This window comes from Methyloglobulus morosus KoM1, from assembly GCF_000496735.2.
In the GTDB taxonomy this organism is placed as follows: domain Bacteria; phylum Pseudomonadota; class Gammaproteobacteria; order Methylococcales; family Methylomonadaceae; genus Methyloglobulus; species Methyloglobulus morosus.
Window position 1 is genome coordinate 1 of record NZ_AYLO01000152.1, and the last position, 25,289, is coordinate 25,289.

Below are 25,289 nucleotides of genomic sequence, written 5' to 3' on the forward strand. Positions count from 1 at the left end.
AAGTCGAAGTGCTACAGCAAAAGCAAAGACATGCTTAAATATTCCGTCATGCTTTTGATGCTCAAATGGAACGGCGAGCTAAAGCCTATACTTTATTAACAATGCCCAAAAAGAAAGCATGATTGAGCCATCCGCCATCACATCGCTGCCGCCTTTTCTGCTTGCCAACCATCAACTGTTGGCTTTATTGGAAAATCGCCCTTTTCATCAGGCAATTTCCAAAGAAGAGATGGAGGAGGCGGTTTATTTGGCTTACCAGCCGTGGCAATCTCGGCATCCTGATCATGTGTTCCGTTCCCGTTGGCAGTCACTCTGTCATAAAAATGATGCCTATCCTAAGCAGTGGGTTGCGCCTATGCTACGCACCTTGGTAAAAGGCTATCTGCAATTTCAGCATGGAAACCTTCATGCTGTGCTGGGTACCTATGGGGAATGGCAAACCGTACTTAGCCGTATTTCCAGCTTGCCCGTACAAGCCGCTGCTTATGCGCAGTGTGATGACACCAACCGCTTTGGTACACTGAAACCAGCAAACACTCATGGAATTTGTCCCTTAATCTACCCGTATGACCCAGTCGTAGAAGATTACATTGCCCGTGAAGGTTTGCACGAAACCCATTTACACCTGAACGGAAGCACCCATGCCGAATGGCTCTGGCAGCGGGCATTACTCAAACCCCATGCTGAACTACTGGATTTTTCAGCAAAATACAAAAAAGAAACGTGGGTTCGTGAATTATGTCACAGCATCAATCCTGTATTAAACCCTGCCACGCTTTACCGGCATTTACGTCTTGCAAGCCATTTGAGGAGCTGGTTAATCGCTATTAGTGATGGTCGGGCAACGCGTTTAGATGGTGGTTACGCGCTTAGGAATGCCAAGCAGTTATTTTACAGAGGCTCGCCTTTTTTTAATGACGAACGATTTAATGACTTAGAAAACCAAGCTCTCCGTGCTGAAATGGACTGGTTAATTAACTTGTTGCAACACCTGATGAAAACGCCAGATCCATTGGCAGACCGCCTTTTTCATTTTTATTTATTGCTCGAGAATGAATATCTGCAACTCACTGTACATCGGCAAGATAGGTACGGTTTTGATCAGTTCCAAAAATACACCCTGACAGCTTTGCGTGAGTCCGCAGAACTTGGGTATCGGTATCGCTTTCGACAAATGGGCGGCGCGATAAAACAACAAAGCCGTGCGGGTTGGGTAGAAGGTCGTTTTGCCCCTAAAAATAGTTTTGAAAAAAACGGTGTGTTACTCACAAGTATTCTCGGTGATTACCTGCGATATCTGCAAGAAGAAGATACCTATTCCCAGCACCCCCGTGATTTATCAAAAATCCTTGCTGAATTAAACGCGCAAGTCACGCGAATAAATAAACAGAATACCCGCTCCCGTTTAAAGCTGACGCTCGTGGCGCACTTTATCAAGCGAGCGTGGAGCGAAGAAAAGGATAAAAAAGAAAGCTATCGCCATTCCAGTTTGCGAAATACACTGAAAATACAAACAGATGCACTGTGCCAAACTTTAGAACGTTGGTCTGGGCTTCGTCATTGGGTCTGTGGCATTGATGCCGCCGCGAATGAGTTACACGCCTCGCCAGAGGTTTTTGCCCCGTTTTTTCGGGTATGCCAACGGCAAGGTCTGACTCATAAGACGTATCATGCGGGTGAAGATTTTACCCATCTTATTAGCGGTATCCGACAAGTGGCTGACGCGCTCGAAATACTGGATATTAAAGAGGGTGATCGTATTGGACACGGTACGGCTCTTGGTATAGACCCTAAGCTGTGGCTGGCAAGTATGCCAAATATGTTGGTGGTTCGACAAGGCGAATGGATGCTCGATTTACTGGGGGCTTGGCGTTATCTCCGTGATTGCCCTCATAGTCAACATGCCACCCAAAAGTTGGCTAGTGATGTCGCGCGTTTAGCTACTATTATTTTTGCAAGACCCACTGGTTGCGAAGCACTCGATGTGCTAATGCGGCATCGGGGATTATTGCCTAAATTTGTTTTCGCGTGTATCGATCAGGAAGCCTCTTGGCATTGGCAATCGGCATCGTGGAATGACGCGTGGCGTGAAGAAGCGCGTCTTGTACACAGTGCCAAGGAAGAAGGCGTGGATTTACATTTATTAGCCGCATGGTGGCGAGATACTAAACTTTGGCAACAAAGCGAAAAACAGATTGAAGTTGAAGCAAAGTATCTTGATGAGGAAGCCCTCATATTGCTCCAGCAATGCGCAATGAAGGATGTGCAAAAACGTAGGGCAGTCATCGAAACGCTACCCACCAGCAATGTATTCATTAGCCAATATCAGCACTATCGGGAACATCACTCGCTACGCTGGATGAAAGTACCTGATTTTGCCAAATCAAATGACCCCGATATTATGGTGTCTATGGGTTCTGATAACCCTGGTATTTTTTCCAATGATCTTAGTACCGAGTTTTATCAGCTCTATGCAGTTTTGCGAGAAAACGGTTTGACTGATATGACCGCTTTGAATTTCCTAGCCACCGTCAACGAACGGGGAAGACAGTATCGGTTTCACAAATGGAGGAGAGGATGCAAAACCGGGGGAGAACTTTAAGAGTATATAATTATTCGCAGACCGAAAGGTGGGATGCCATTCTCGAAACGATTGTTCCAATTCGCCGTTGAGCACCCGTGTCAACATCTGTAAGAGTAAATAGTCACCCTTGCGATTCCCTTGCATTTGAGCAATCGATGGGGGGGCAGTTTCGATTGATTTTGTAAAATTTATGACCGTCTGCAATTTAGCCGGAAGTACCAATTGGTTCGCTAGATTCGATTGTCCGCCTCAAGAAAAGCTGCCATTTGAAAACTGACTCCAATGTCTCCTTGGGGTCGGACTGTCACATTCATTGAACTGAAAAAAATTATTTTTTGAATGGCTGGTATGGAGTAATAGCGATCGGGCGATGATTTCCATTACACTATTGGGGTGTCCCTAAAAGTTTAAGAATTGCGCCATGCCAATTTCAGTAAAAGTGCCAAAAGCCCTGGCAGAAAAATTTTCTGCCATCACTGTGCTTACCGACGCTTTCAGTAAAAAACATCTCAATGACGAATACCTTCAGTTGATCCATCAAGCTATTGGTGCCTTGGCGAGAAAACGTCCTTCTCCATTACTAAAGGGAAAGGAAAATGTTTGGGCTGCGGGTGTGGTCCACGCCGTTGGCCATGTAAATTTCCTTGACGACCCGTCCCAATCGCCGCATTGCAAATCAAAAACCATCTATGAGCATTTTGGCATTGCCGCGAGCACTGGCCAAAATAAATCAAGGGAAATTAGGGATATGCTTGGCATGGGGCCAATGTCGCCAGAATGGTCTTTGCCCAGCCAGCTCATCGATAACCCGATGGTGTGGATGCTACAAATCGACGGTATCGTTGTTGATATTCGCCAGGCACCCATTGAACTGCAGGAGTTGGCCTTTGAGCAAGGCTATATCCCCTTCGTTCCTTCCAAACAGCAATAGGTGTTGCTAACCCTTATGGTATTTACCTGGGCGGTTTGCATGATAATGTATTCCGTTAGGGGGGCAGCTAAAGTAACGACCTTCTAAATCAACCGGTACTTTGCAAAAGTAAAGCTTGCGTTGTTGGCCGGACTCAAGCTGGAGTTAATTCTCTAGCCGAATAACTAATACTGGTTATTGGTGCAACCCAAACCAATCGATGCCAGGATGGGCAGGGGTCGGGGGCTTTACCGGTGTATTTTGGAAGAAATCCTCCAGGATATATTCCAGACCATAAAAGCGTCCACCTTCGAATCCATGGCAAAGGGCATCAAAACTAATGTGTTGTTCAGCCTCTGGTGTTTTGGTTTTATTTGTTGCTTTCATCGCTGTCTCATGCACTTTTGTATAAGAGTCGCCTGTAACCTAACTGATTGTTGCTGAATGTAATATGAACAAACGGCACGAACTTTACTTCCGTTGATTTAAATCAACCGCAATCAAAACCGGAAAAGCATTAATTTGTGGGGTGAGCGACTTAAAAAGAATTCGGTGTAGCATAGCTGTTCAATTGAGACCATTGGTATTTTGCGGCACAAAAAATTGTGCGTCCTTGCACTTCAAAACATCCTTTTGCAATTAAGGAGGTACTCGCATAAGGTAGAAGCTTTGTTTACTTTATACTGTGAACCAGTTGTGATTTCTATTAACTATTACCATACAGGCGGAAAATCACCTGATGAACGTGGGTACACAGGAAGTCCCAGCGTAGGGTGTCATTGCATCAATAGGACAAGGACAATGAAAAAGGCAATTAGGATTTATACGGGTAGCTTGATCAAAATATTATTGTTTTCAACAAAAAGAGGCCAATTTTATTTGGCATAACCTTCGTTCTCCAAAGCCGATCGTGGCTCATATCAACCATTTCTGTAAGTTCGGCCAAGAGCTGTCCATCGCCAAATAGATTACAAGCAACGAATTCCCACCTAAGCAGAAGTTTAAGAGGATGTTTAGGTTTAAATATAGATCATTGATTGCTAAAGAAGACGCTTTATAGTGTTCGCGAAATTGGGTCAAGGTCAAAACCTATTTGCCAAGTTTTTAATCCAAGTGTTTTGAAACCTTATACCACCAACACCAAAATACCCATTAATGCTCCGCGCCTTCTACCTCTCCTGGATTCCGGGAAGATAAAAGCCGCAGCAGGGTTTTGTTTGATGCCTCTGTATAACTTTGTGCAGTTTTGTCATTCTCCGCACAACGGGCGATCATCAAAGTGCCGACAAGACAGGCTACGGTGGTCACCGCAAAGTCTTTCCGCTCAGATGCGTTAATGCCCTCTAAGTGTTTATCAAATACTCCGATCATTCCTTTAACGCCTTCGGCAAAACATTTTTTTGAGCCACCCGTATGCCTGGCTATTTCGGTGCCCAGTGCCGCCGCAGGGCAGCCTAAGGCTGTGTCTTTTAAATGATTCTCAGAAAGATATAAATTGATCAAAGCCTGGACGGTAAGCGAGTAATCATCCTGTTTTGCTATCGTTTCTTCCCAAGCGCACATGGAATTAGCAAACGCATCCGCAATGGCTTCAGTCAGTAGCGCTTCCTTCGATTCAAAGTGTTTGTAAAAGCCGCCGTGCGTCAGCCCAGCTTTGTCCATGACTTCGGCGACACTCACCCCATCAACACCACGCTCCCTGAACAGGGCGGATGCAGATTTAATAATTTGCTGCTTAGTTTCAGCGGTTTGTTGTTTGGTGCGGCGCATAGAAAACTTTCCTATTGACTTTTATAGATGACAAGTATAATCTTAATTTAGATGTTATACATCATCTATATTAAAAGGTGATTTATAACTCGACTTCATCGTGCCATGACTGAGCAAATTCTGCTGGTTTATGTTGTATTTCACGATTAACTATAGGATAAATATATGAAAAACATGATTATAGTTATTTTGGGTTTGTTAGGTTTAACTGCACAGCCCGTCTGGTCTGGGGACGTTAAGCCTTATGAAATCCTGAAAAAGCTCGACGTGGCCCCCGGCAACATCACGGTTACGGTTGATGGGCGGATTATTTTTAGCCAACACCAATTCTACCAGCCGGATTATTCCGTCGTTGAACTGACCAAAGAAGGCAGCGTAGTACCTTTTCCAAATCTGCAATTAAATGCACGTTCCAAGGAAAACCAAGGCTTGCATCTGGATTCTGCGCTGGGCATCCGTTCGGATAGCCGTGGCATTGTTTGGATGTTGGATAACGGGATGCGCAGCAATGTCGTACCCAAGCTGGTTGCTTGGGATACCCGCCTTAATAAGTTGCATCAGGTGATCGAACTGCCGATTCCAGTATCGGTGAAAGGCAGTTTTGTGAATGACTTTGCCATCGACGAGCAACGCCAACGCATTTACATCGCTGATCCGGCCAATGGCAAGAATGCCGCATTCATTGTCGTCGACTTGAACACAAAATCGGCACGGCGGGTGCTGCAAGGCCATTCCAGTGTGGTACCAGAGCCGATCTATCTCAAGGTCGAAGGACAGCAAGTTGCCATCAAGAACGACGACGGCACTCTCATAAAGCCATTGATTGGCGTCAACCCCATTACCTTGGACCATAACAATGAGTGGCTATATTACGGCGCGATGTCAGGGACGAGCCTATATCGCATTAAGGCGCAAGAGCTGGCCAACCTTAAAGCGCAAGATTCCGAATTGGCTAGCCATGTCGAACGCTATAGTGAAAAGCCGCTCTGTGACGGCATCACCATAGACCAAGCCAATAACATCTACTTAGGTGAATTGGCGGCGAATGCTATCGGGGTTATTTCGCCTGACCGTCAATATAAGCACTTGGCTGAGTCCAAAGAACTGGCTTGGGTGGATTCGTTCAGCTTTGGTGCTGGTCGGGAGTTGTTTGCCGTAGTCAACCAATTGCATCGATCAGCAGTGCTGAATGCGGGCGAGAAGACTGCAAAGCCTCCATTTTTAATACTCAAAATGAATGCCTTGAATGAAAGTGTCCCAGGCCATTAATAATGGCATTATCCAAACTTTGTCTACGTAACTATTTTATTTCAATGAGGTGACAACATGGTTTCTCAACCCACGACTATCAGCAGAGCCGCTGAAATTGTAAGGATTTCACGAATTTTCGATTTTCTCTTATTGGTTCCGATTTTATTGGTCATCATCGGCACTTACCACTTGTCGATGATCTTGACTGTGGGCGACTGGGATTTCTGGCTGGACTGGAAAGACCGACAATGGTGGCCGATAGTAACGCCACTGATGGGGATTACCTTTCCAGCGGCTATCCAGTATGGCTTATGGAAGCATCTTCGCTTACCGATTGGAGCGACGGTTTGCACGGTTTGTTTGTTGCTGGGGATGGCTATTACCCGCTGGTTTGCCTACCACCTCTGGACGAATTACCCCATTAACCTTGTGTTACCGGCAACGCTGATTCCGGGTGCCTTATTGCTTGATTTTGTCTTGCTGACCAGCCGTAGTTTTTTTGTCACGGCCATATTGGGTGGCATGTTGTTCGGTGCCGTGTTTTACCCTGCCAATTGGGCGATCTTTGCGCCTTTCCACCAGCCTGTGGAATATAACAGTTCGTTGATGACCTTGGCCGATGTGTCGGGTTACAGCTATATCCGCCCAGGTGTGCCGGAATATCTCCGCATCATCGAACGGGGTGTGCTGCGTACTTACGACACGTATGCAACACCGCTGTCCGCATTTTGTGCCGCCGTGCTTGCCGTACCGCTGTATGGGTTATGGTCGTATATCGGCAAGCTGTTTTCGACCACCCGCTTTATCGACAAGTTTTGATCCCAAGCTTTAACCAAGGATAACGCCATGAACATATTAACCAAGCGAATCATTAAATTTGGGATTTTTGCCCTATTGCTGTTCAGTCCCGAACTCTTTGCCCACGGCGAACGTGCGCTAGAACCCTTCATACGGATGAGGACAATCCAATGGTATGACATCCAATGGTCGAAGAACACTGTGGATGTAAACCAGGAGATTGTCTTGAGCGGACGGTTTCATGTAGCGGAGGATTGGCCAAACGCGGTGGTGAAACCCGATTCCGCTTTCCTTAATTTGGCGATACCCACGCCGGTATTGGTACGTACCGCCACCTATATCAATGGGGCTATCGTAAATAACTCGATGGCCTTGAAGCTAGGTGGCGATTATGACTTCAAGTTGGTGCTTAAAGGACGGGTACCTGGGCGTTATCACATCCATCCCATGATGAACTTGCGGGACATCGGCGTGATTGTGGGACCAGGGATGTGGATAGACGTGCAGGGAGCGGCTGCGGATTTCAAGAATCCGGTCACAACCCTAGCTGGCGAAACTGTCGATTTGGAAACCTACGGCACGGCCAATGGCATCATGTGGCATTTGGTCTGGCTGGCAATTGCTGCTATTTGGCTGTTATGGTGGATACGTCGACCCCTATTCATACCCCGCCACAAACAAACCCTTGCCGGTGATGAAGACGCTTTAATTACTTCATTGGATCGTAAAGTGGGCGGCTTCGGCATTATCGGTACATTGATGTTGATAACCGCCTCTTTCGTCCAAGCCGACCAAAAATATCCAGAAAGTATCCCATTGCAAACAGGCCGCACAGAAATTGAGCCGCTGCCGATGAAACACGACGTCGTTGTCAAAACAAAACGGGCGACTTACAGGGTCGTCCAGCGTTCCTTGCAACTTACAATGGAAGTCACCAATAAGTCCGATAAGCCAGTCGAACTGGGCGAACTCAATTCGGCAACTTTACGGTTTTTTAATCCGACGTTGCAGCGTTTTGACAGCAATTATCCCAAAGAGCTTGCGGTCGAAAAAGGCCTGGATGTGCAACCCAACTCCCCCATTGCCCCAGGAACAACGACTACGCTCACGATTAACGCGACCGATGTCGCTTGGCACAATCAAAAACTGGCCAGCATCACCAAAGACACCGACAGCAATTTCGGGGCGATGTTGTTTTTCTATGACAACGCAGGCGAACGCTATTTAGCCAGTATAACCGCGCCTGTCATACCTGACTTCGGCACCAATTAATCTAACCCTAAAATAGAGGTGAATCATGTCAACCCAAGCATCAGAAATAAAAGCCAATTTATCTGCCAACCCTAATCAATATTGGTATTTGCGGGATGGCTACAAATACGGCCTTGCCCTTTTGGCGGTGTGCGCCATGTATGTCGGCATCCGACTGTACCAAGGCGCTTATGCGATGGATACCGGCTTGGATTCGACTATGCCGATATTCGACGTTTATTGGCGAAGGCTGTTTTATATAGAAATCACGCTGGAGGTTATTTTCGCAATTGCAGTCGCCAGCTACCTATGGCTTACCCGCGACAAGCAAATGCAAAACTTGTCAACCCGCGAAGAAATCACCCGTTATTTTACTTTCATCATGTGGGGCGGCGTTTACGGCATGGCGGTGTACTGGGCAGGCAGTTATTTTGGGGAACAAGACAATGCCTGGCACCAGGCCGCCGTGCGTGACACGCCGTTCACCCCAAACCATATCGTGGTGTTTTACCTGGGCTTTCCGCTTTACACCATTTTGGGCATGGGGCTTTGGTTGTATGCACGGACACGGCTTCCGTTGTACGTCGATAAAATATCTGTGCCGTTGACTTTGGCGGTCGTTGGCCCTTTCATGTTGCTGCCCTCGGTCGGTTACAACGAATGGGGGCATACCTTTTGGTTCAGGGAAGAACTCTTCGCCTCTCCCGTGCATTACGGTTTCGTGATTTCAGTCTGGTTCGCCTTGGCACTTGAAGGAACGATCTTACAAATCATCGCACGTATGTCGGTGTTGCTGGACAAATTTGCGCTGGAAAACCAGTAAGGTTGATTCTCTCATTCGGTGAGGGAATGGTCATCTTGAGACCGATTTTACGTTGAATGCCCAACCTAGTTATTACGCTACAGATTTTGAATAAGCGTCAAAGGAGAATAAGTGTCAATTCTATCAGCAAATCCTGAACGCCCAATTTTCAAAGAGTTGCTTGCAAAATATCCGCGTCGGGGCATTTTGTTGTTCAAGCTATTGGAGGACAGCAAAAGTAATGGCTCTGCGTTAAATAAAGGGGTACAGGAAATGGTCATTACGTATGTCTCAGCGTTGAATGACCCAGATTCCGGTGGTTTAACCCTTGAGGAATTTGCATCTGACGTGGATGTTGATGGGCAGGATGTCAATCAAGCGGATGCAAGCAAGAATAAAGCCTTAACGCTTGGGAAATTATCGCCAATATTGACGTTTTTAAAAAAACTGACGTTAACCCCAGGGCAGATTAATGATGCCGATGTTGAGCCGATTTTTGCGGCGGGATGGAGTGAGCGCGATGTTCTCGACTTGGTTTGTCTATGTTCGGTCGTCAATTGCATTAACCGCTTGGCGATGGGTGCCGGACTTGATCGAAGATTGAGCATTGGATGAGGAATCCTTACTCAATCACCTAATCAATTTCAAGCACCCGTGAATAAAGAACATAATTTGAGCAATCAAATCATTTAGATCAATCTTTTTAAGGAATGACTATGAAACTCGATAACAAAACCCTCTTTGTGACCGGCTCTAATCGTGGCCTTGGTAAAGCCCTTGTGAAAGCCTTGCTCAAACACCCTGTCAGCAAAATATATGCGGCGGCTAATCCATGCCGACCGATTGTCGATCCAATACGCCCTGCTCGGAAGCGTTGTTCTTTTGGTTTAGTAGAAATGGCAGCCATGTCATTTCCCTGACGTGTATTTTCATAAAATGGAGGCCTAGTCATAAATTAAACGCAGGTTAATCATTAACCCCCTTCATGATTGCTAGGCTGTTTCCCTAATCGATAAAAATATTTTCTGCGCAATACTCTGAAGAGGAAGCCTGTGTTTTGGCCCCAATGCGAAAAACTAATTTATGAATATCTGCGAAAGATGGCGGGAAATTACCGCCTTGCATGCAAACGCAATCTTGTTTCCTTGAGTTTCGGCATCAACCAGCAATACCTTGTTTTTAAAGCTGCTTCTGATTCTTGAGGTATAAGTAGCATAATAATAGTCTTTTAAAAGGTTGACAGCCATGACTCCGCCATCGTTGAGTTTGGCGTAACAATTATTATAAAAGTCGGCACTGCTAAGGGACTCGGGCTGCCCATTCAATTTAAACCCATCAATGAGGAGTACATCGACTTTTTCAGTGTGGTTTCGGACGTAATCCGCCCCGTTAGCACAAATCACTTTGAAGTGTCCATTCTCCGGAGGGATGCTGAATTGGTTCCGCAAAGCAATTACCTTGGGATTAATTTCGATGGCAGTAAAGTGCGCATCGCTTAAATACCTTAAACATTACTTGGCAAGCGTCCCCCCGCCTAATCCGATCATCGCAATGGATTTAGGATTCGGCTGAAAGAACAAAAACCCCATCATTGTTTTGGTATAACCCAGCGCCAAAAATTCAGGGTCATTTTTGATCATCAAGCTTTGTATTGCGCCTATGTTGAAATGCAGGATTAACGCCGAAACTCCCTCAGTCAGGAAAGGGACGCCAAGTGGGTTGTGGGAAGTTGCCATACGGTATCGTGATAGGAAGTCTTTTAACCTAAATTTCATAAGCCAGATTATCAATTGATGTATTCACTTTTTAGCACGACCATTTGATTTTATATAATGCTAATAATAGTAACATTTTATGTTAAAATATAATTTTAATTAATGCACATAATTCCTTATGGAAACCAATACTGCCCGTTTGACATTGTTGATCGGCCCAGAAAAAAAACGGCAATTCGAGCAGATTTGCGCCGCCCAGGATTTGACATCATCACAGGTCGTGCGCCGTTTGATCCGGGAATATATCGAGCAGCATGCCGGTTTAATTAGTCAGGAGGTTTTGGCCGGAGAAACCGATGACCACTGAGATTCGCGCATTGCAACCAGACGATTTTGCTGCCGTCGATGCGTTGTGGAGTTTCATGAAGGGTGTCGTGCTGCGTGAGGATGATACTCTTGAAAGTTTCAGCCGCTTTCTGGAGCGAAACCCCGATTGTTGCTACGGGGCTTGGCAAGGCCGTGACCTACTGGTCGGAGCCATCATGGCCGGCCATGATGGCAGGCGTGGCTATTTGTATCATTTAGCGGTCAAGCCCAGATTCCGCAGGCAAGGTATTGGTCGGCAGATGGTCGATAAGTCGTTATCGGCCATGCAGGCCCAAGGCATCAATAAATTTCATGCCTATGTTAAACGACGAAATGTCACGGCTTCATTGTTCTGGAAAAATATGGGTTGGAATTTGCGGTCGGATATCTGTATTTATTCTTCGCTCAATATATGACGATGTTTTACAAAAAAAGGGGGCATGCGCCCGATATGCTACGGACAATATTCTGAACAAACGCCCTACACGGCAACCTGGGTTGCTTTGGATAATATTGAAAGGACTGAAATCCCTATGAATGAACCTTCTCTGTCCACACTTAAACAAACTGGCATGGTTAGCTTAAAAGAGAACTGGCAGGCGGACTTGCGTGCTGGTTTCCTGGTGTTTTTAATTGCTTTACCATTAAGTCTGGGGGTTGCTATCGCTTCCGGCTTTCCGCCATCGGCAGGCATTATTTCCGCTATTGTCGGTGGGCTTTTGGTTTCGCAAATAAGTGGCTCGTATCTGACAATCAACGGCCCGGCTGCCGGGCTAATAGTCGTGATATTGGCAGCCGTGCAAGCATTGGGCGAAGGCGATGCCTTGGCTGGTTACCGCTATACCTTGGCGGCTATTGTTGTCTCCGGCGCTTTACAAATAATGATGGGGAAATTTAAGGCAGGCCAGTTGAGCGCATTTTTTCCCGCCTCGGTGGTGCATGGCATGTTGGCCGCGATTGGGCTGATTATCATTGCCACCCAAAGCCACGTCATGCTGGGCGTCACGCCGGAATCCGGCAGCCTGCTTTCGATTATCGTACAGATCCCGCATAGTGTGCTTAACATGAAGCCGGAAATTTTTCTCATCAGTTTTTTAGGCCTATTGTTACTGGTTATTTGGCCGCTAGTCGGAAGCAGAGTGCCAGCACCTATTATTGTGGTGCTGGTGGGCATGTTATTCTCTTGGCATTTCGGTCTTGGTCACGTTAGGGCCGCCAACGGATCGAAATTCCTGGTGTCGATATCCGATAATTTTTCAGATGACTTTCATTTGCCCGATTTTTCCAAACTATTCACCGTAGCCTTTTGGGAAGCGGTTGTCAGCATCAGTTTGGTGGGCAGTCTCGAAACCTTACTGAGCGCGACAGCGGTCGATAAGCTGGATCCTTATAAACGCACTTCCGATCTTGACCGGGATTTAAGGGCCGTTGGGATCGGTAATATGGTGGCCAGTTTAATGAGCGGCTTTCCCATGATAGCGGAAATTGTCCGCAGTTCGGAGAATGTCAATAATGGGGCCAAAACCTCCTGGGCTAATTTTTTTCATGGTTTGTGTTTGTAATTGTTTTTAGCCCCGTTTCCAGGGCTGATCCAGAGTATCCCTTTGGCTTCATTAGCGGCGATACTGGTCGTTACCGGTTATCGTTTAGCTTCACCGAAGGTATTTGTGAGGGTAATGGATGTCGGCAAAGAACAGTTTTTAATGTTTGTGGTCACCATTATCGGCGTGTTGGCGGTCGATTTATTGGCAGGCGTCGCCCTGGGTATTGTGGTGAAGCTGGCTATTAATCGGGTGCGGGGCGTTTGGCTTAGCAACTTGTTCAAGTCCATTTCACACTCTAACAACAAGATAACGATACGTGGATTGTCAAATTATTATGTTCTGCCCTTTTTTCAAACTTTCTGCTGTTAAAAAAAGCGCTTGCCGGACTGGAACCCGGCAAGACGATTATTTTTGATTTCACGGACGGTTACCTGATTGACCATACCGTCATGGAGTTTATCCATGATTTCAGGCAACACTATGAAGCCCAAGGTGGGCACTGCCAGAAAGTAGGCAAAGCATTGGAAACGTTTTCAGACCATGCTCTCGCTGGGCGATTAATGACTGCGGATGATAGGGAATGATTATAGAAGCGAATTTAGCCGCCCTATGGCAGCAAGCAAAAGGGACACGGGGCGGCTAAAGCCTTCCTGCAACTACAACACTAATTGAGAATTTCATGATCCTACTATTGGCTTATGGTGCGGTGCTGTTAAGCTTTGCCTCCGGCTTGTTGGCACTGATGATGAATCAGCGCCAGATGCTGCTTGATCTTTGTCAGTATTGGTATAAAAAATTTCCGGATAGACATAAATTTGGCCGGTCTATATTTGAAAACGCCCTGAAAGAAAGGCGTTACCCACACTTGCTTCGGCAAGTGGTGTTTGTGCTATTGGGGTTGTCCGGTATTTTTGCAGCCCTGGCCGGCGTGAGTGTGATGCTGGGCCAAGAAATCATTACCGATCAAATTGGTTTAGGTTTGCCCTGGCTACCCTGGCATGTCCGTTTTGACAGTTTGTCCGGGTTCTTCTATTTGATTATCGGCATTGCAGTGACTGCGGTCAGTCTTTATGGTCCCGGCTATGTGCATGCTTATGACGAAAGCCAGCATCCTTTTGCCGTCTTGGGTCTATTTACCGGACTGTTCGTTTCCGGCATGTTGTTGGTGTTGCTGGCCGATGATGCCTTCTTCTTCATGATTGCCTGGGAATTGATGTCGGTTGCCAGTTACTTCTTGGTGGCGTTTCAACATGAAAATCCGGCTAATCGCCGTGCTGCATTCCTGTATTTATTGATGGCGGAAGTCGGCGCATTGGCCATCATCCTTGGCTTTGGCGTACTGGCGAGTTTCGCTGACGGCTTTACATTTGATGCCTTACGTGAGGCCAAGTTATCAACCACCTGGGCAAGTATCGCTTTTGCGCTGGCCTTGCTGGGGTTTGGCATGAAGGCGGGGGTTGTCCCCATACATGTATGGTTGCCGGAAGCGCATCCAGTGGCACCGTCACATATTTCCGCGCTGATGAGCGGCGTGATGCTGAAGGTTGCACTCTATGGATTGATCCGGTTTTGTTATGATTTGATCGGCGCTGTGCAGTGGCAATGGGGTGTCGTGCTATTAATTGTAGGCACTATTTCGGCACTGGGCGGCGTCTTGTATGCCATGATGCAAACCAATTTAAAACGATTGCTGGCTTACAGCTCGGTTGAAAACATCGGCATTATTTTTATGGTGCTGGGTTTGTCGATGATTTTTATGGCTAATGGCCATCCGCAACTGGCTGCACTGGGTTTGTTGGCGGCGCTGTTTCATGCGTTCAACCATGCGTTATTCAAGAATTTGCTGTTCCTGGGCGCAGGCATCATTCAGCATCAAACGCATGAATTGAATATCGATTTGATGGGCGGACTCATTAAACGCATGCCGCAAACCAGCAAGTTATTTTTGGTAGGTTGCATGAGTATTTCGTCCTTGCCCTTGTTTAACGGTTTTGTTTCCGAATGGCTGGCTTTTCAAACCGCGTTACAAGTCGATATATTGGATAATGGCGTGTTGCGCAGCTTGATTCCAGTCTCTGCTGCGGCTTTAGCGTTAACCGCGGCGTTGGCAGCAGCCTGTTTTGTCAATGTGTTCGGCATGATCTTTCTGGGCCAGGCCCGCTCCCGGCATAGTGAAAAAGCGCATGAAGTTAAAGAGAAAGGAATGCTGGCGGGTTCTGCCTTGTTGGCGGGTTTGTGCTTTTTTATTGGCATTTTTCCTGGTGTGATCATTCACTTAATCAACAGTGTTGCCGGACAGCTGTTAGGACAAACCCTGCCGAATGATACTGCTTTGGGTTGGTTGTGGCTAGCGCCAGTTTCTTCTGAGCAGGCATCCTATTCGCCACCCTTGGTACTGATAGCAGCACTTATTGCTGCCGGCATCAGTTTTTGGTATTTACGTCGTAATCCGGCAACTGTCATGCGCAGGGCTGAACCTTGGGATTGTGGTTTTGGTGGATTGACTTCACGTATGCAGTATAGCAGCAGTGCTTTTACCATGCCTTTACGGCGGATTTTTGCTGGAGCATGGATCATTGAAGAACAGATTGGCAAAGAGATGCAGGGTGCCATGAACCAGGATGTGGCAACTATTCGTTATCAATTACAGATACAGGATCATAGCTGGTCAAGGTTATACCAACCGATAGCACAAGGTGTAAACAAATTGGCCAAACAGGTCGGACGCATTCAAACGGGAAATATCCGGGTCTATCTGGGCTATTCGTTTGTCACGTTACTCTTCATGTTGTGGGTGATTAGCTAATGGCTGCAAATTCAGGAGAAACGCGATGAGTTGGTTAATAGCCATTTTACAAACTATGTTATTTGCGACCTTAGCCCCATTGCTGGCGGGCTGGCTAAAATGGTGCAAATGTCGCCTACAAAACCGCAAAGCACCGTCCCTTTTTCAGCCATACCGGGATTTAATCAAATTAACGAATAAACAACCGGTCGTTGCAGGACACGCCTCGTGGCTATTTACTATCGCACCGTACATTATTTTTTCGGCAACGGTACTGGCGGCAACCGTTGTGCCGTTGATTGCTGTTGATTTACCGACATCTGCCAGCGCTGATGTCATTGTCATGGTGGGTTTTTTTGCGTTCGCCCGCTTCTTTCTGGCATTGGCGGGACTGGATATTGGTACTGCCTTTGGCGGCATGGGTTCATCCAGGGAAATGACCATTTCATCACTGGCGGAACCGGCGATGTTAATGGCAATTTTTACGCTGACCATGACCGCTTCAACGACAAATTTATCAGTTGCTATCAGCCATGTGCTCAATGAAGGCCTAGTGTTACGGCCATCGTTTGTATTTGCCTTGTTTGCCCTGATACTGGTGGCTGTCGCTGAAACCGGACGTGTTCCTGTTGACAATCCTGCAACGCATCTGGAGTTGACCATGATTCATGAAGCCATGATCCTGGAATACAGTGGCCGACATCTTGCGCTGATTGAATGGGCAAGCCAACTCAAACTCATGCTGTATGGCGTACTGATTGCCAATATTTTTTTCCCTTGGGGCATTGCTGAAACATTCAACCTAAAAACATTGGGCTATGGCTTACTGGCCATCATGGGCAAACTTGCCGTTTTAGCGATATTTTTGGCAGTCTCAGAGACACTGGTTGCAAAAATGCGCCTGTTTCGCGTACAGGAATATCTCGGATTTGCCTATCTATTAGGGTTGCTCGGCATGTTGAGCCACATTATTTTGGAGACATCGCGCTAATGAATATTGGACATCAGGATTTTTATACCCAAGCCATTTTGTCTATGGCTGCATTGGTGGGACTCACCTCTTTTCTCATGCTAGGACAAGGGCGATTATTACGGCTGATCTTCGTGTTTGCCTTGCAAGGATTTTTATTGACCTTGACGACAGCATTGACAGCGTATAGTCTCGACAATCATCATTTGTATATTTCTGCCGCGCTGACTTTGGCGCTGAAAGTCATGTTTATACCCTGGATGTTAAGGCGACAGGTGCTGCTTATGAACATGCACCGGGATATTGAGGCGTTAAAAAATAACACCGCTGTTATGATGGGCGGCGCCAGTTTAATGGTGTTCAGTTACTACGTACTGCATCCCATCGTGCAAACGTCGTCCACGATCATGTTGAATGCGCTGGCCGTCAGTCTTTCCGTGGTACTGCTGGGGATGTTGCTAATGATTTCGCATCGGCAAGCGGTCGCGCATGTGGTAGGGTTTATGTCGATAGAAAACGGCCTGTTTTTTGCCGCCATCGTCGCCACCAACGGCATGCCGATGGTAGTGGAATTAGGGGTCGCGTTTGACGTATTGGTTGCGGCGGTGTTGTTTGGCATCTTTTTCTTTCATATCCGCACCAGTATCGATTCCCTGGATGTTGACAGGTTAAACCGCTTACACGAGGTGGATAAATGATTGCCGCCTATTTGGTTTTATTAATCCCTTCGGTCGGCATTTTGGTTTTTGTTTTAACGGGACACAAGACAGATACCGGGAAATTAAATGTCAGGTTTAACGCAATTTGTTTGCTTGCGACTACCTGGCTGGCGATTAATGTGCTAAATCAAGGCACTATTTTATCATCCGGCAAGGCCTTTTTGATTGACCCGTTTAATGTCTATCTGATTGTGCTGACCGCATTTGTTGGCTTAACCACGTCGATATTTTCAGCACCTTATATGGCGCATGAAAAAGAGCTCGGCAAGCTCACTGATAAGCGCTTAAAACTTTATTATTCAATGTATCAGGGTTTTATGCTGGCTATGTATCTAGTGCTGACGACCAACAACATGGGTGTAATGTGGGTAGCAATGGAAGGTGCGACTTTGGCTACGGTGTTGCTGGTCAGTTTGTATCGGACGCCTGAGTCCATTGAGGCAGCTTGGAAATATTTCATCCTTTGCGGTGTGGGTATTGCGCAGGCGCTGTTCGGCACCATTCTCCTGTATTATGCAGCCGTACAGGTCGGCGATGTCGAAAACTCCCTGCTGTGGTCAGTGCTTTACGAAAATGCCAACAAATTAAACCCTGAAATACTTGAGATTGCTTTTGTTTTCATGCTGATCGGTTATGGTACTAAAATTGGCTTAGTGCCTTTGCATAACTGGTTACCCGATGCGCATTCCGAAGGCCCGACACCAATGTCGGCGGTGTTATCGGGCTTGTTACTCAATGATGCGTTATACGCAGTCGTACGCAATAAGATGCTGGTTGACGGGGCAAGCCATTCCAATATGGCCGGCCTTTTAATGATGGGCTTTGGCCTGCTTTCGTTTCTGGTGGCGGCATTTTTTCTGCATCGGCAGAAGGATATCAAAAGGCTTTTCAGCTATTCCTCCATCGAACACATGGGCATGATGACCTTTGCCTTCGGCATTGGCAGTTCGCTTTCCACCTTTGCGGCATTACTGCACATGACGGTTCATTCGCTGACTAAATCGGCCATTTTCGTGACCGTAGGTCATGCCGCACAAGTTGCCGGTTCCCAACGCATAGACAACATACGTGGGCTCATTAAAACCCAACCCAGGATTGGTTGGGGCTTATTAATAGGCACGATCGCCATTGCAGGTTTTCCGCCTTTCGGCGTGTTTACCAGCGAGTTCCTGGTATTGTTGGCAACCATGCACAGCTATCCCTGGTTGACTCCCCTGTTGTTGCTGGGTATCGGGATTGCCTTTGCCGGCTTGTTCAGGCATATACAACCGATGGTCTATGGTGATAAACCCGAAAGTCAAATGCCGGTTAAAGCTAATTTATGGCCGGTGATGATTCATCTGGCCTTGGTGCTTTGGCTCGGTCTGGCGATTCCCGGTTTTCTGGCCAACTGGTTTTCACAGGCGACAATCCTGATCTCAGGGAGCACCCCTTTATGAATCACGCACAATCAGATTGGACTGTGGATTTTTTAAAACAACTCAATACCACTGGTTGCGAAGTAGAACAGATAGACATTGCGTCAACAGCCTTGTGGCAAATCGAAAGCAATCACTGGCAACAATTTGCAGAACTGGCGTTACAGCAAGATTTGCGTTGGGTAGCCGGATGGGCGGAACATATTCAAGACCGGTTTTTCATCAATGCCTGTTTTGAAAAGCAGGGCGTTTATGTGTTGTTGAGAACTATTGTTAACGCCGCTAAACTGGATCTCCCATCACAAGCCACAGTTTACCCTGCCGCTAGCCGCAGCGAACGCCACACCCAAGATATGTTCGGGATTAATTTTATCGGCCATCCCGACAATCGGCGCTGGACGCGGCATAAGGCTTGGCCTAAACACAGTTATCCGCTACACAAGGATTTTCCCGTTCAGGGAACGCCAGAACCCATAACCCTGCCCGATATGGATTATCCATTTATTAAAGCGCATGGGGCAGGGGTTTATGAAATCCCGGTAGGCCCTGTCCATGCCGGTATTATCGAACCAGGACACTTTCGTTTTCAGGCGGTAGGCGAACTGATTTTAAATCTTGAAGAGCGCCTGGGTTATGTCCACAAAGGCATTGAGAAAATTGCTGAAGGAAGGACGCCTGAATCTTTAGCCCGGTTAGCCGGGAGGGTTTCGGGTGATGCGACGATAGGACATTGCTGGGCAGCTTGTATGGCAATGGAACAAGCCGCTGGCATCGAAATTCCACCACGCGCGGCCTTAATACGAGGCATTCTGGCCGAGCGCGAGCGTGTTGCTAACCACTTGGGTGATATGGGGGCTATTTGTAATGATGTCGCTTTTATGTTTGCACAAATGCAATTCACCCGCTTGCGGGAACTTTGGTTGCGCACTAACGCCAAGGTTTTTAATCATCGCCTGTTAATGGACAGGATTATTCCGGGCGGCGTAGTGTGTGACCTATCCGATTCATCCTGTGCCTTGATAAAACAGGACATTGTTCAGTTGAGGAAAGAACTGTCAGATATCTTGCCTGCGGTAGACCTCAACTCATCATTGGAAGACAGGCTGTACACAGCGGGTTACTTGCCGCCGGAAACCGCCGCCGCCTTTGGTACGCTAGGTTATGTCGGCCGCGCCAGTGGCCAAGATAAGGATGTCCGCCGCGATGCGCCCTATCCGCCTTACGATCAGGTAATCTTTAAAGTCCCAGTGGAAACGCAGGGTGATGTTGCCTCCAGATTCTGGATGAGATACAAGGAAATCAAGGTGGCATTAAAACTCATCGAACAATTTATCGCGCACCTTGCGTCCGGTGACATCCTTGCCGAATGGCAAACACCACCGACCGGCAGTGAAAGCCTGGGAATGGTTGAGGGCTGGCGTGGTGAAATTGTTACCTATATTCGTTTCGGTGCCGATAACAAAATCGCCCGGTTCTATCCGCGTGACCCCAGTATTTTAAATTGGCCAGCCTTGGAAAGGCTGGTGCTGGATAATATCGTGCCGGATTTTCCCGTGTGCAACAAATCCCTGAACGGCTCGTATTCAGGCAACGATTTATAGGGCAAAACAAATGCTGAGACTATTTAAGAAAATCCTGACCACAGGTATTGTCACCGAATCCTTTAAAACCCCGAAAGACGATGAACTGGAGCAACTGGGCATAGAGATCAAACGCCATCTTGACAAAGAATTTTCTGGCAGTATCGCAATACGTGAAGTTGATGCCGGCTCATGTAACGCTTGCGAACTTGAAATCCACGCGCTCAATAATCCTTTTTACGATATAGAACGCTTTGGGATACATTTTGTGGCATCGCCGCGTCATGCCGATGTGTTACTGGTGACCGGCCCCGTTTCAAGACATATGCAAACGGCATTACTGCGGACTTACGAAGCCACACCGAATCCGAAATGGGTGGTCGCAGTTGGCGATTGCGCAGCCTGCGGTGGTGAATTCGGAGTTTCTTATGCCAGCTGCGGCGCCGTGTCCAATGTTATTCCTGTGGACGTAGCGATACCCGGATGTCCGCCTACGCCGCTGGCACTGATGAAGGGATTGCTGGGGCTTATGAAGGGATGAAAACTAATTATTTGTCAGCTAAAGTAAAATACATTTCATTGAAATTGATAGCCTTTCACACTGTGGAGGGGAAAGTTGCTTCTTGTAACGTTGGAATTTAAACGCCTTCTAAAAACAAACTTGATGTCCGCAGTGGATCGAAAATTACAAATATTATGAAATTTCAACTAATTGCTTTGCAAAGATTATTTTCATAATACAGCCGGATTTGGCTCGCTAACTTCCTTAGCGACGTTTTTTCAGAAACTCTAACGGCCTCGTTATAAGAAACACCTAACGACTAAAGCTAAGCATAACAAAATCACCTCTGGCGCAAACTTGCCAGGCTAAATTAATTAGCTGGTGTTCATTTGACGGTCGGCTTTTGAGGCAATAAGTCATTCGGCAAAAAGTAATGGGCTTCCGGAGTGGGTCGGTTTTGACTAATTTACATTGTGTAAAAAGTGATATTGGCGACTGGCCGCTAATGATAAACTATAGCTCTATGCCTTTAGTTCAATAATGCTAAAGGATGGTAACTTTCCAGAAACTTCTTCTCAGTTTTAACCTGTGGTGTATTTAGGATGATAAAAAATAAGTTGCTCATTTCCACGTGGTGATTATCATTAAAATTTCGCCAAAAACAAATGATATGAGAATCACAAAACTCCATAATGCCTGGTTGTACTCAGGCCAATTAGTCGCCCGAAACTTTGTTTTCTCAAACATAATAGAGACAGAATTCGTTATGTTTGTATGGCATCGGGTTTGTGACAACTAAAAATAAAGCTTATGATCATCCCGTAAAAGGATGCTTAGCAAAAAATTGATTTATTCAACAATCCTTCGATTATATCGACGACTGAATCCAACTTATTTAATCTAAATGAAAGTTTTAGCCGTATACAGCGAGCTAGGTTCGCGTCGCAGCTCGATAGGCATATGTGTTGCCACAAGCGCACAGCGCACTTATGGCGACTGCCGCCGTGGTTCTGAAACCCTTGAAAAAAGCTTCCAGATTTGCAGGGACTTTGCGCTTAAGCCCAGTGTCCATGACAACGCAAACGCAGAGTGATGTGAGTAATGCCCCGACGTAGTCACAAAAGCGACAAAACCGATGCGGTCTACGCAATTCAATGCGCTGGCAATATTGCTATTATGAATTTCCGTTATTCCGGCAATCGTGTTTTCCTCCTATCCGATTCAAATGAAACCCGAATCCACTCCTGAACTTATGCAAGCCGATCCCGGGCTCAGCGTGTTTCGACTCGCGGCCTTGTACGCGGGTACTGATGGGCGGCCTGATGACGAAACCCTGGAACTTATGTTCGAACAAGTGAGTTCGGGGGTGATCCGCGACCTGGCTCCACTCCAAATCTGGCCTGAACTGGCTCGCGGCCTGATGGCGTCGAAGCCTTCGAACATGTTCCGCGCACTCTATGCGTGCGGCGCATTGTCGATGATTTTGCCTGAGGTCTCAGCGGTTTTCGGGGTTCCGCAAATTGCCGGCGATCCGCCGCAAGTCGATATCGGACAGCATCTGCTGCGGGCCCTCGACGAGGCCTCGTTGTGCTCGGCATCGCTACCGGTACGCTATGCCTTAATGGTGATGAATATAGGCAAATCGGATTCGCCTCTGGAACACCTTCCGGTACATTACCGTCATGTCGAGCGCGGCGAACCCCGTATCCACGCACTTTGCGAGCGCTTCGGTGTGCCTTCCGACTGTCGCGATCTGGCATTGCTCGCGTTGTCCGAATGCGAACGCGTGCATCGGGTATCGGAGATACGTGCGGGCCCGGTTGCGGCCATGCTCGAACGTGTGGGTGCATTTGAACAACCCGACCGCTTTGCCGATTTCATGTTGCTTTGCACCTACGACTTTCGCGCCTATCCGGGCAACACGAACAAGGAATATGTCAAGGCTGACTTGCTGTACCGAGCCCTGGCTGCCTGCGCCGAGATCGATGCCGACGCAATCAAGGCCGCGCAAGGGAGTTTGCAAGACGCGCGGGCATTCGCAATCGCCGACGCGTTTCATTCGGTACGCTGGTCCTAAGCCGACACCCTGCGTTATCGCGGAAAAAAGTTGGGCTCAGCACGACAAGGCCGCCCCGATGGTAGCGGCGTATACCCGTTCCACTGAAAAATTTAAGGATTTTGATGGCTAAAGTACGAACCGCTTACCTGAAACACGAACAAGTCCCGACCCGCATGGCATTGCAGGATGCGATTAAAAATCTGCGCTTCAAACTCATACTCGATGACAGCTATACCCCCTTCGAATGCACAGGCTACATCCCGTGTACCCTTGATGGGGAAGATGCCGGCGTTGAGATCAATTTCGGTGAAACTGATTTCAGCGCGCTCGCGCCCACTGTCAAGGCTGCGATCGGTGACCGGGATACCACAATTAATATTCGCTCCGGAGCTGACCCGCGTGAAATCGTGAGCGCGGCCATCATCGCCGCAACGCTCGCGAACAGTTTTGAGGCCCTGATCCAGAACCAGGGCGAAGACGCTTTAGAGAATGCCGAGGAGTTACTGATTTCCGCTCGTTCAACGTTCCGCGAACTGTCCGAATTTTAAGAAATTGATGATTCGTTTAACAATACCTGCCGTACTTGGAAAAACCGTCAAAATCGAACGAAGCACAGCTTTGATTTTGGCGGACAATGGCCAATGGTATTGGCCATTGCGGTAAGCGGAAAAAATCCGGGATGGATGCTTCCCCCTTGATTCAACCACACTTGGATAGACTCGAAATGGCCGATTACATGCCAGAGCTCAGTGAATTGCGTATGATCGCCATGGCTCCTGACCGACCGATGGACTTCGGCACCGACCGAGAATACATCCTTGGCTGTTTGCAGGAAGTTGAACGCAGCTTCGGGCTTGACGCGTTTCCGGGGATTGCGCCCGAACACGTTTCGGCGCGCGCGCTGATTAAACAACTGATCACCTGGTGGCGCACGCTGGAACCTACCGACCTGAACCAGCAGAACGCGTTTGGCCGCATGCCCGGTGCGATCCGACTGATCGATACTTATTCGTTATGGGTCGGAGAGGACAAATAAAGTCCATGAGCGTGACACGGAAATTTTTGTTGACACAAAGCTTGCGCAAATCCAGGCGGCAATGAGTGATTTGACTAATTCCCCACCGCGCCCGGAGCAATGTCTAGTCATTGCCGAGATGAATACTCATGCGTTTATGTTCCGTGGCGCGGGAGAAACTCGTGATCGCGCACGCAGTGCGTTATTGCGTGCCTGGACGCGGCACCGCACGGATCTGCTCGCCCAATACCCGGAACGCGAAGCCACGATTCCCGAAGCGCAGGAAATGGAACAGCACTTTCGAATCGTTTATCTGGAATTTGTTCTGGATGGGGGTTATCGTGATCTTAATAGAATTGCGTAGCCTGTAATGGGGTCAGACTCCATCAATATTTGCCAATGGATTATCAGCCTGTAGGCTGGGTTGAAGCCTTAGCGCAAATCCTTTACATAGTCACCCGTGATCGTGATTACTGGTTTACCAATCCAGCCTACAGACTATAAAATGCTCTACTGGCGACGGCTTTGACACCCAAGCTGGCTTTTGCCATCATTAAATTTGTAACTTCCAAAAATTCTGATTGCTATAACGATAAGTTTGTTATGAGCGTCCGGTTTCTGGAATATTTCCCTGATCTGTTTAAGGACCGAAAAGGGTCGGTAATTACAATTCCTTGAATCATAAAATTGCAATTGCCCATGTGGCCGGTATCGGGGAAAATAAAAAAGGTTCTAGACTTGCAAGAAACAAGGTGAAAGCCCCTAGAAAAATGTTCATAAAATGAGGGGGCGTGTATTTTGCTTCCGTTCGGTCACGGGTTGATCTTCGAGATCCATAGGGAATTCATCGTTTTCATAAATGAGTGGAATAATTGTGCCGTAGTTTATGGCGTACCGAATTTCTCTTGTTGTAAAGCCGATTAAATTCAAGATACCTAATGGATGGCGTAAAAAAGCCCGTAGTTCACACGGGCTTTTTAGCGAACGATTGATATCAATAGGTGTTGATTAACAACCCCATACGGAAGGCTGAGCCGCCATCGCGGTTGGCATAACGCTTTACCTTAATGGTATAAGTGCCGCTGACGCTGGGGGTGAAATTGACCACTTCATAAGGGTTGTCCCAAGACAGGGAGCCGCCAACGTATGCGCCGGTTGGCCCATACACGCTCAAATCCAGGTCTTGGCCGATGGGGTGGGCGTCGCCCCGGTGGTCATAAGTGTAAGTGCCCCGGTTTTGCCAGGCAATG

The 25,289-nt window shown here is 47.3% G+C and carries 27 protein-coding genes; 23 read left to right on the forward strand and 4 right to left on the reverse strand.

Annotated features, from left to right (window positions below; translation table 11 throughout):
* Positions 1 to 118: 118 nt before the first annotated feature.
* Together MGMO_RS17375 and MGMO_RS17380 are read left to right on the forward strand one after the other, a co-directional pair.
* On the forward strand, positions 119 to 2,602 hold the full coding sequence (locus tag MGMO_RS17375) for an amidohydrolase family protein (RefSeq protein WP_023496387.1): 2,484 nt from the start codon (positions 119 to 121) through the stop codon (positions 2,600 to 2,602).
* A 403-nt stretch (positions 2,603 to 3,005) separates the two neighbouring features.
* Positions 3,006 to 3,515, forward strand: coding sequence for a DUF6398 domain-containing protein (locus tag MGMO_RS17380; protein WP_023496389.1), 510 nt, complete (start codon positions 3,006 to 3,008; stop codon positions 3,513 to 3,515).
* 174 nt (positions 3,516 to 3,689) lie between these two features.
* Here the strand turns inward: MGMO_RS17380 and MGMO_RS17385 are convergent, their stop codons facing one another.
* Together MGMO_RS17385 and MGMO_RS17390 are read right to left on the reverse strand one after the other, a co-directional pair.
* Positions 3,690 to 3,881 carry a hypothetical protein gene (locus MGMO_RS17385; RefSeq protein WP_023496390.1) on the reverse strand — a complete coding sequence of 64 codons (192 nt, stop codon included), beginning with the start codon at positions 3,879 to 3,881 and terminating at the stop codon, positions 3,690 to 3,692.
* A 765-nt stretch (positions 3,882 to 4,646) separates the two neighbouring features.
* A complete protein-coding gene (locus MGMO_RS17390) occupies positions 4,647 to 5,264 on the reverse strand; it encodes a TetR/AcrR family transcriptional regulator (protein WP_023496391.1) in 618 nt (205 codons plus the stop codon).
* A 165-nt stretch (positions 5,265 to 5,429) separates the two neighbouring features.
* Here MGMO_RS17390 and MGMO_RS17395 point away from each other — a divergent pair, with 165 nt between their 5' ends.
* From MGMO_RS17395 to MGMO_RS17420, 6 genes are all read left to right on the forward strand, one after another.
* The gene (locus tag MGMO_RS17395; protein WP_023496392.1) at positions 5,430 to 6,533 is read left to right on the forward strand and encodes an L-dopachrome tautomerase-related protein; all 1,104 of its coding nucleotides are present in this window, start codon (positions 5,430 to 5,432) and stop codon (positions 6,531 to 6,533) included.
* A 57-nt stretch (positions 6,534 to 6,590) separates the two neighbouring features.
* Positions 6,591 to 7,334 (forward strand): bacterial ammonia monooxygenase, subunit AmoA, encoded by a 744-nt coding sequence (gene amoA / locus MGMO_RS17400; protein ID WP_023496393.1) that lies wholly within the window; start codon positions 6,591 to 6,593, stop codon positions 7,332 to 7,334.
* 27 nt (positions 7,335 to 7,361) lie between these two features.
* Positions 7,362 to 8,585, forward strand: coding sequence for a bacterial ammonia monooxygenase, subunit AmoB (amoB, locus tag MGMO_RS17405; RefSeq protein ID WP_023496394.1), 1,224 nt, complete (start codon positions 7,362 to 7,364; stop codon positions 8,583 to 8,585).
* Between the two features lie 25 nt (positions 8,586 to 8,610).
* Complete coding sequence (amoC, locus tag MGMO_RS17410; protein ID WP_023496395.1) at positions 8,611 to 9,387, forward strand: bacterial ammonia monooxygenase, subunit AmoC; 777 nt, start codon at positions 8,611 to 8,613, stop codon at positions 9,385 to 9,387.
* Positions 9,388 to 9,498: 111 nt separating this feature from the next.
* Complete coding sequence (locus MGMO_RS17415) at positions 9,499 to 9,981, forward strand: carboxymuconolactone decarboxylase family protein (protein ID WP_023496396.1); 483 nt, start codon at positions 9,499 to 9,501, stop codon at positions 9,979 to 9,981.
* Between the two features lie 101 nt (positions 9,982 to 10,082).
* A complete protein-coding gene (locus MGMO_RS17420; RefSeq protein WP_023496397.1) occupies positions 10,083 to 10,286 on the forward strand; it encodes a hypothetical protein in 204 nt (67 codons plus the stop codon).
* Positions 10,287 to 10,877: 591 nt separating this feature from the next.
* Here the strand turns inward: MGMO_RS17420 and MGMO_RS19765 are convergent.
* Entirely contained in the window at positions 10,878 to 11,102 is a 225-nt protein-coding gene (locus tag MGMO_RS19765) for a class I SAM-dependent methyltransferase (RefSeq protein ID WP_152976401.1), read from the reverse strand.
* A gap of 157 nt (positions 11,103 to 11,259) precedes the next feature.
* Here MGMO_RS19765 and MGMO_RS17430 point away from each other — a divergent pair, with 157 nt between their 5' ends.
* The 15 genes from MGMO_RS17430 to MGMO_RS17490 all read left to right on the forward strand — a co-directional run bounded on the left by MGMO_RS17430 (position 11,260) and on the right by MGMO_RS17490 (position 24,403).
* A complete protein-coding gene (locus MGMO_RS17430; protein ID WP_023496400.1) occupies positions 11,260 to 11,448 on the forward strand; it encodes a ribbon-helix-helix protein, CopG family in 189 nt (62 codons plus the stop codon).
* Complete coding sequence (locus tag MGMO_RS17435; RefSeq protein WP_023496401.1) at positions 11,438 to 11,863, forward strand: GNAT family N-acetyltransferase; 426 nt, start codon at positions 11,438 to 11,440, stop codon at positions 11,861 to 11,863. The genes MGMO_RS17430 and MGMO_RS17435 overlap by 11 nt, the downstream gene beginning before the upstream one ends.
* A gap of 117 nt (positions 11,864 to 11,980) precedes the next feature.
* Positions 11,981 to 13,009: a SulP family inorganic anion transporter gene (locus MGMO_RS21190; RefSeq protein WP_407656548.1), complete on the forward strand. Its 1,029-nt coding sequence runs from the start codon at positions 11,981 to 11,983 to the stop codon at positions 13,007 to 13,009.
* Positions 13,010 to 13,360, forward strand: a complete 351-nt coding sequence (locus tag MGMO_RS21195; protein ID WP_023496403.1) for a hypothetical protein — start codon at positions 13,010 to 13,012, stop codon at positions 13,358 to 13,360.
* Positions 13,361 to 13,670: 310 nt separating this feature from the next.
* Positions 13,671 to 15,797: a hydrogenase 4 subunit B gene (gene hyfB, locus MGMO_RS17445; protein WP_023496404.1), complete on the forward strand. Its 2,127-nt coding sequence runs from the start codon at positions 13,671 to 13,673 to the stop codon at positions 15,795 to 15,797.
* A 25-nt stretch (positions 15,798 to 15,822) separates the two neighbouring features.
* The gene (locus MGMO_RS17450; protein ID WP_023496405.1) at positions 15,823 to 16,767 is read left to right on the forward strand and encodes a respiratory chain complex I subunit 1 family protein; all 945 of its coding nucleotides are present in this window, start codon (positions 15,823 to 15,825) and stop codon (positions 16,765 to 16,767) included.
* Positions 16,767 to 17,444 (forward strand): hydrogenase subunit, encoded by a 678-nt coding sequence (locus MGMO_RS17455; protein WP_023496406.1) that lies wholly within the window; start codon positions 16,767 to 16,769, stop codon positions 17,442 to 17,444. Before MGMO_RS17450 ends, MGMO_RS17455 begins: the two co-directional genes overlap by 1 nt.
* Positions 17,441 to 18,904 carry a hydrogenase 4 subunit F gene (locus MGMO_RS17460; RefSeq protein WP_023496407.1) on the forward strand — a complete coding sequence of 488 codons (1,464 nt, stop codon included), beginning with the start codon at positions 17,441 to 17,443 and terminating at the stop codon, positions 18,902 to 18,904. The genes MGMO_RS17455 and MGMO_RS17460 overlap by 4 nt, the downstream gene beginning before the upstream one ends.
* The gene (locus MGMO_RS17465; protein ID WP_023496408.1) at positions 18,901 to 20,484 is read left to right on the forward strand and encodes a hydrogenase large subunit; all 1,584 of its coding nucleotides are present in this window, start codon (positions 18,901 to 18,903) and stop codon (positions 20,482 to 20,484) included. The genes MGMO_RS17460 and MGMO_RS17465 overlap by 4 nt, the downstream gene beginning before the upstream one ends.
* 10 nt (positions 20,485 to 20,494) lie before the next feature.
* Positions 20,495 to 21,004 (forward strand): NADH-quinone oxidoreductase subunit B family protein, encoded by a 510-nt coding sequence (locus tag MGMO_RS17470; protein ID WP_023496409.1) that lies wholly within the window; start codon positions 20,495 to 20,497, stop codon positions 21,002 to 21,004.
* A gap of 865 nt (positions 21,005 to 21,869) precedes the next feature.
* Positions 21,870 to 22,058: a hypothetical protein gene (locus MGMO_RS20140; protein WP_023496410.1), complete on the forward strand. Its 189-nt coding sequence runs from the start codon at positions 21,870 to 21,872 to the stop codon at positions 22,056 to 22,058.
* 132 nt (positions 22,059 to 22,190) lie between these two features.
* Complete coding sequence (locus MGMO_RS17475; protein WP_023496411.1) at positions 22,191 to 23,042, forward strand: multifunctional tRNA nucleotidyltransferase/2',3'-cyclic phosphodiesterase/2' nucleotidase/2'phosphatase; 852 nt, start codon at positions 22,191 to 22,193, stop codon at positions 23,040 to 23,042.
* Positions 23,043 to 23,146: 104 nt separating this feature from the next.
* Positions 23,147 to 23,572: a hypothetical protein gene (locus MGMO_RS17480; protein ID WP_023496412.1), complete on the forward strand. Its 426-nt coding sequence runs from the start codon at positions 23,147 to 23,149 to the stop codon at positions 23,570 to 23,572.
* 86 nt (positions 23,573 to 23,658) lie between these two features.
* Complete coding sequence (locus MGMO_RS17485) at positions 23,659 to 24,060, forward strand: hypothetical protein (RefSeq protein ID WP_023496413.1); 402 nt, start codon at positions 23,659 to 23,661, stop codon at positions 24,058 to 24,060.
* A 61-nt stretch (positions 24,061 to 24,121) separates the two neighbouring features.
* Positions 24,122 to 24,403 carry a hypothetical protein gene (locus tag MGMO_RS17490; protein WP_023496414.1) on the forward strand — a complete coding sequence of 94 codons (282 nt, stop codon included), beginning with the start codon at positions 24,122 to 24,124 and terminating at the stop codon, positions 24,401 to 24,403.
* Between the two features lie 630 nt (positions 24,404 to 25,033).
* On the opposite strand, the gene MGMO_RS20145 is transcribed toward MGMO_RS17490, so the two are convergent.
* Positions 25,034 to 25,289: hypothetical protein (locus tag MGMO_RS20145; protein WP_036308669.1), on the reverse strand; the 256-nt coding region annotated here is incomplete at its 5' end.

What these genes read in the sequence shown, in the direction of transcription:
- amoC (WP_023496395.1), top strand. Translation starts at nt 8,611, where the DNA reads ATGTCAACCCAAGCATCAGAAATAAAAGCCAATTTATCTGCCAACCCT.
- MGMO_RS17470 (WP_023496409.1), top strand. Translation starts at nt 20,495, where the DNA reads ATGCTGAGACTATTTAAGAAAATCCTGACCACAGGTATTGTCACCGAA.
- MGMO_RS17390 (WP_023496391.1), bottom strand. Translation starts at nt 5,264, where the DNA reads ATGCGCCGCACCAAACAACAAACCGCTGAAACTAAGCAGCAAATTATT.
- MGMO_RS21190 (WP_407656548.1), top strand. Translation starts at nt 11,981, where the DNA reads ATGAATGAACCTTCTCTGTCCACACTTAAACAAACTGGCATGGTTAGC.
- MGMO_RS17485 (WP_023496413.1), top strand. Translation starts at nt 23,659, where the DNA reads ATGGCCAATGGTATTGGCCATTGCGGTAAGCGGAAAAAATCCGGGATG.
- MGMO_RS17380 (WP_023496389.1), top strand. Translation starts at nt 3,006, where the DNA reads ATGCCAATTTCAGTAAAAGTGCCAAAAGCCCTGGCAGAAAAATTTTCT.
- MGMO_RS17490 (WP_023496414.1), top strand. Translation starts at nt 24,122, where the DNA reads ATGAGTGATTTGACTAATTCCCCACCGCGCCCGGAGCAATGTCTAGTC.
- amoA (WP_023496393.1), top strand. Translation starts at nt 6,591, where the DNA reads ATGGTTTCTCAACCCACGACTATCAGCAGAGCCGCTGAAATTGTAAGG.
- MGMO_RS17450 (WP_023496405.1), top strand. Translation starts at nt 15,823, where the DNA reads ATGAGTTGGTTAATAGCCATTTTACAAACTATGTTATTTGCGACCTTA.
- MGMO_RS17420 (WP_023496397.1), top strand. Translation starts at nt 10,083, where the DNA reads ATGAAACTCGATAACAAAACCCTCTTTGTGACCGGCTCTAATCGTGGC.
- amoB (WP_023496394.1), top strand. Translation starts at nt 7,362, where the DNA reads ATGAACATATTAACCAAGCGAATCATTAAATTTGGGATTTTTGCCCTA.
- MGMO_RS17480 (WP_023496412.1), top strand. Translation starts at nt 23,147, where the DNA reads ATGGCTAAAGTACGAACCGCTTACCTGAAACACGAACAAGTCCCGACC.
- MGMO_RS17465 (WP_023496408.1), top strand. Translation starts at nt 18,901, where the DNA reads ATGAATCACGCACAATCAGATTGGACTGTGGATTTTTTAAAACAACTC.
- MGMO_RS19765 (WP_152976401.1), bottom strand. Translation starts at nt 11,102, where the DNA reads ATGGCAACTTCCCACAACCCACTTGGCGTCCCTTTCCTGACTGAGGGA.
- MGMO_RS17460 (WP_023496407.1), top strand. Translation starts at nt 17,441, where the DNA reads ATGATTGCCGCCTATTTGGTTTTATTAATCCCTTCGGTCGGCATTTTG.
- MGMO_RS17395 (WP_023496392.1), top strand. Translation starts at nt 5,430, where the DNA reads ATGAAAAACATGATTATAGTTATTTTGGGTTTGTTAGGTTTAACTGCA.
- MGMO_RS17385 (WP_023496390.1), bottom strand. Translation starts at nt 3,881, where the DNA reads ATGAAAGCAACAAATAAAACCAAAACACCAGAGGCTGAACAACACATT.
- MGMO_RS17430 (WP_023496400.1), top strand. Translation starts at nt 11,260, where the DNA reads ATGGAAACCAATACTGCCCGTTTGACATTGTTGATCGGCCCAGAAAAA.
- MGMO_RS17455 (WP_023496406.1), top strand. Translation starts at nt 16,767, where the DNA reads ATGAATATTGGACATCAGGATTTTTATACCCAAGCCATTTTGTCTATG.
- hyfB (WP_023496404.1), top strand. Translation starts at nt 13,671, where the DNA reads ATGATCCTACTATTGGCTTATGGTGCGGTGCTGTTAAGCTTTGCCTCC.
- MGMO_RS17375 (WP_023496387.1), top strand. Translation starts at nt 119, where the DNA reads ATGATTGAGCCATCCGCCATCACATCGCTGCCGCCTTTTCTGCTTGCC.
- MGMO_RS17435 (WP_023496401.1), top strand. Translation starts at nt 11,438, where the DNA reads ATGACCACTGAGATTCGCGCATTGCAACCAGACGATTTTGCTGCCGTC.
- MGMO_RS17475 (WP_023496411.1), top strand. Translation starts at nt 22,191, where the DNA reads ATGAAACCCGAATCCACTCCTGAACTTATGCAAGCCGATCCCGGGCTC.
- MGMO_RS20140 (WP_023496410.1), top strand. Translation starts at nt 21,870, where the DNA reads ATGAAAGTTTTAGCCGTATACAGCGAGCTAGGTTCGCGTCGCAGCTCG.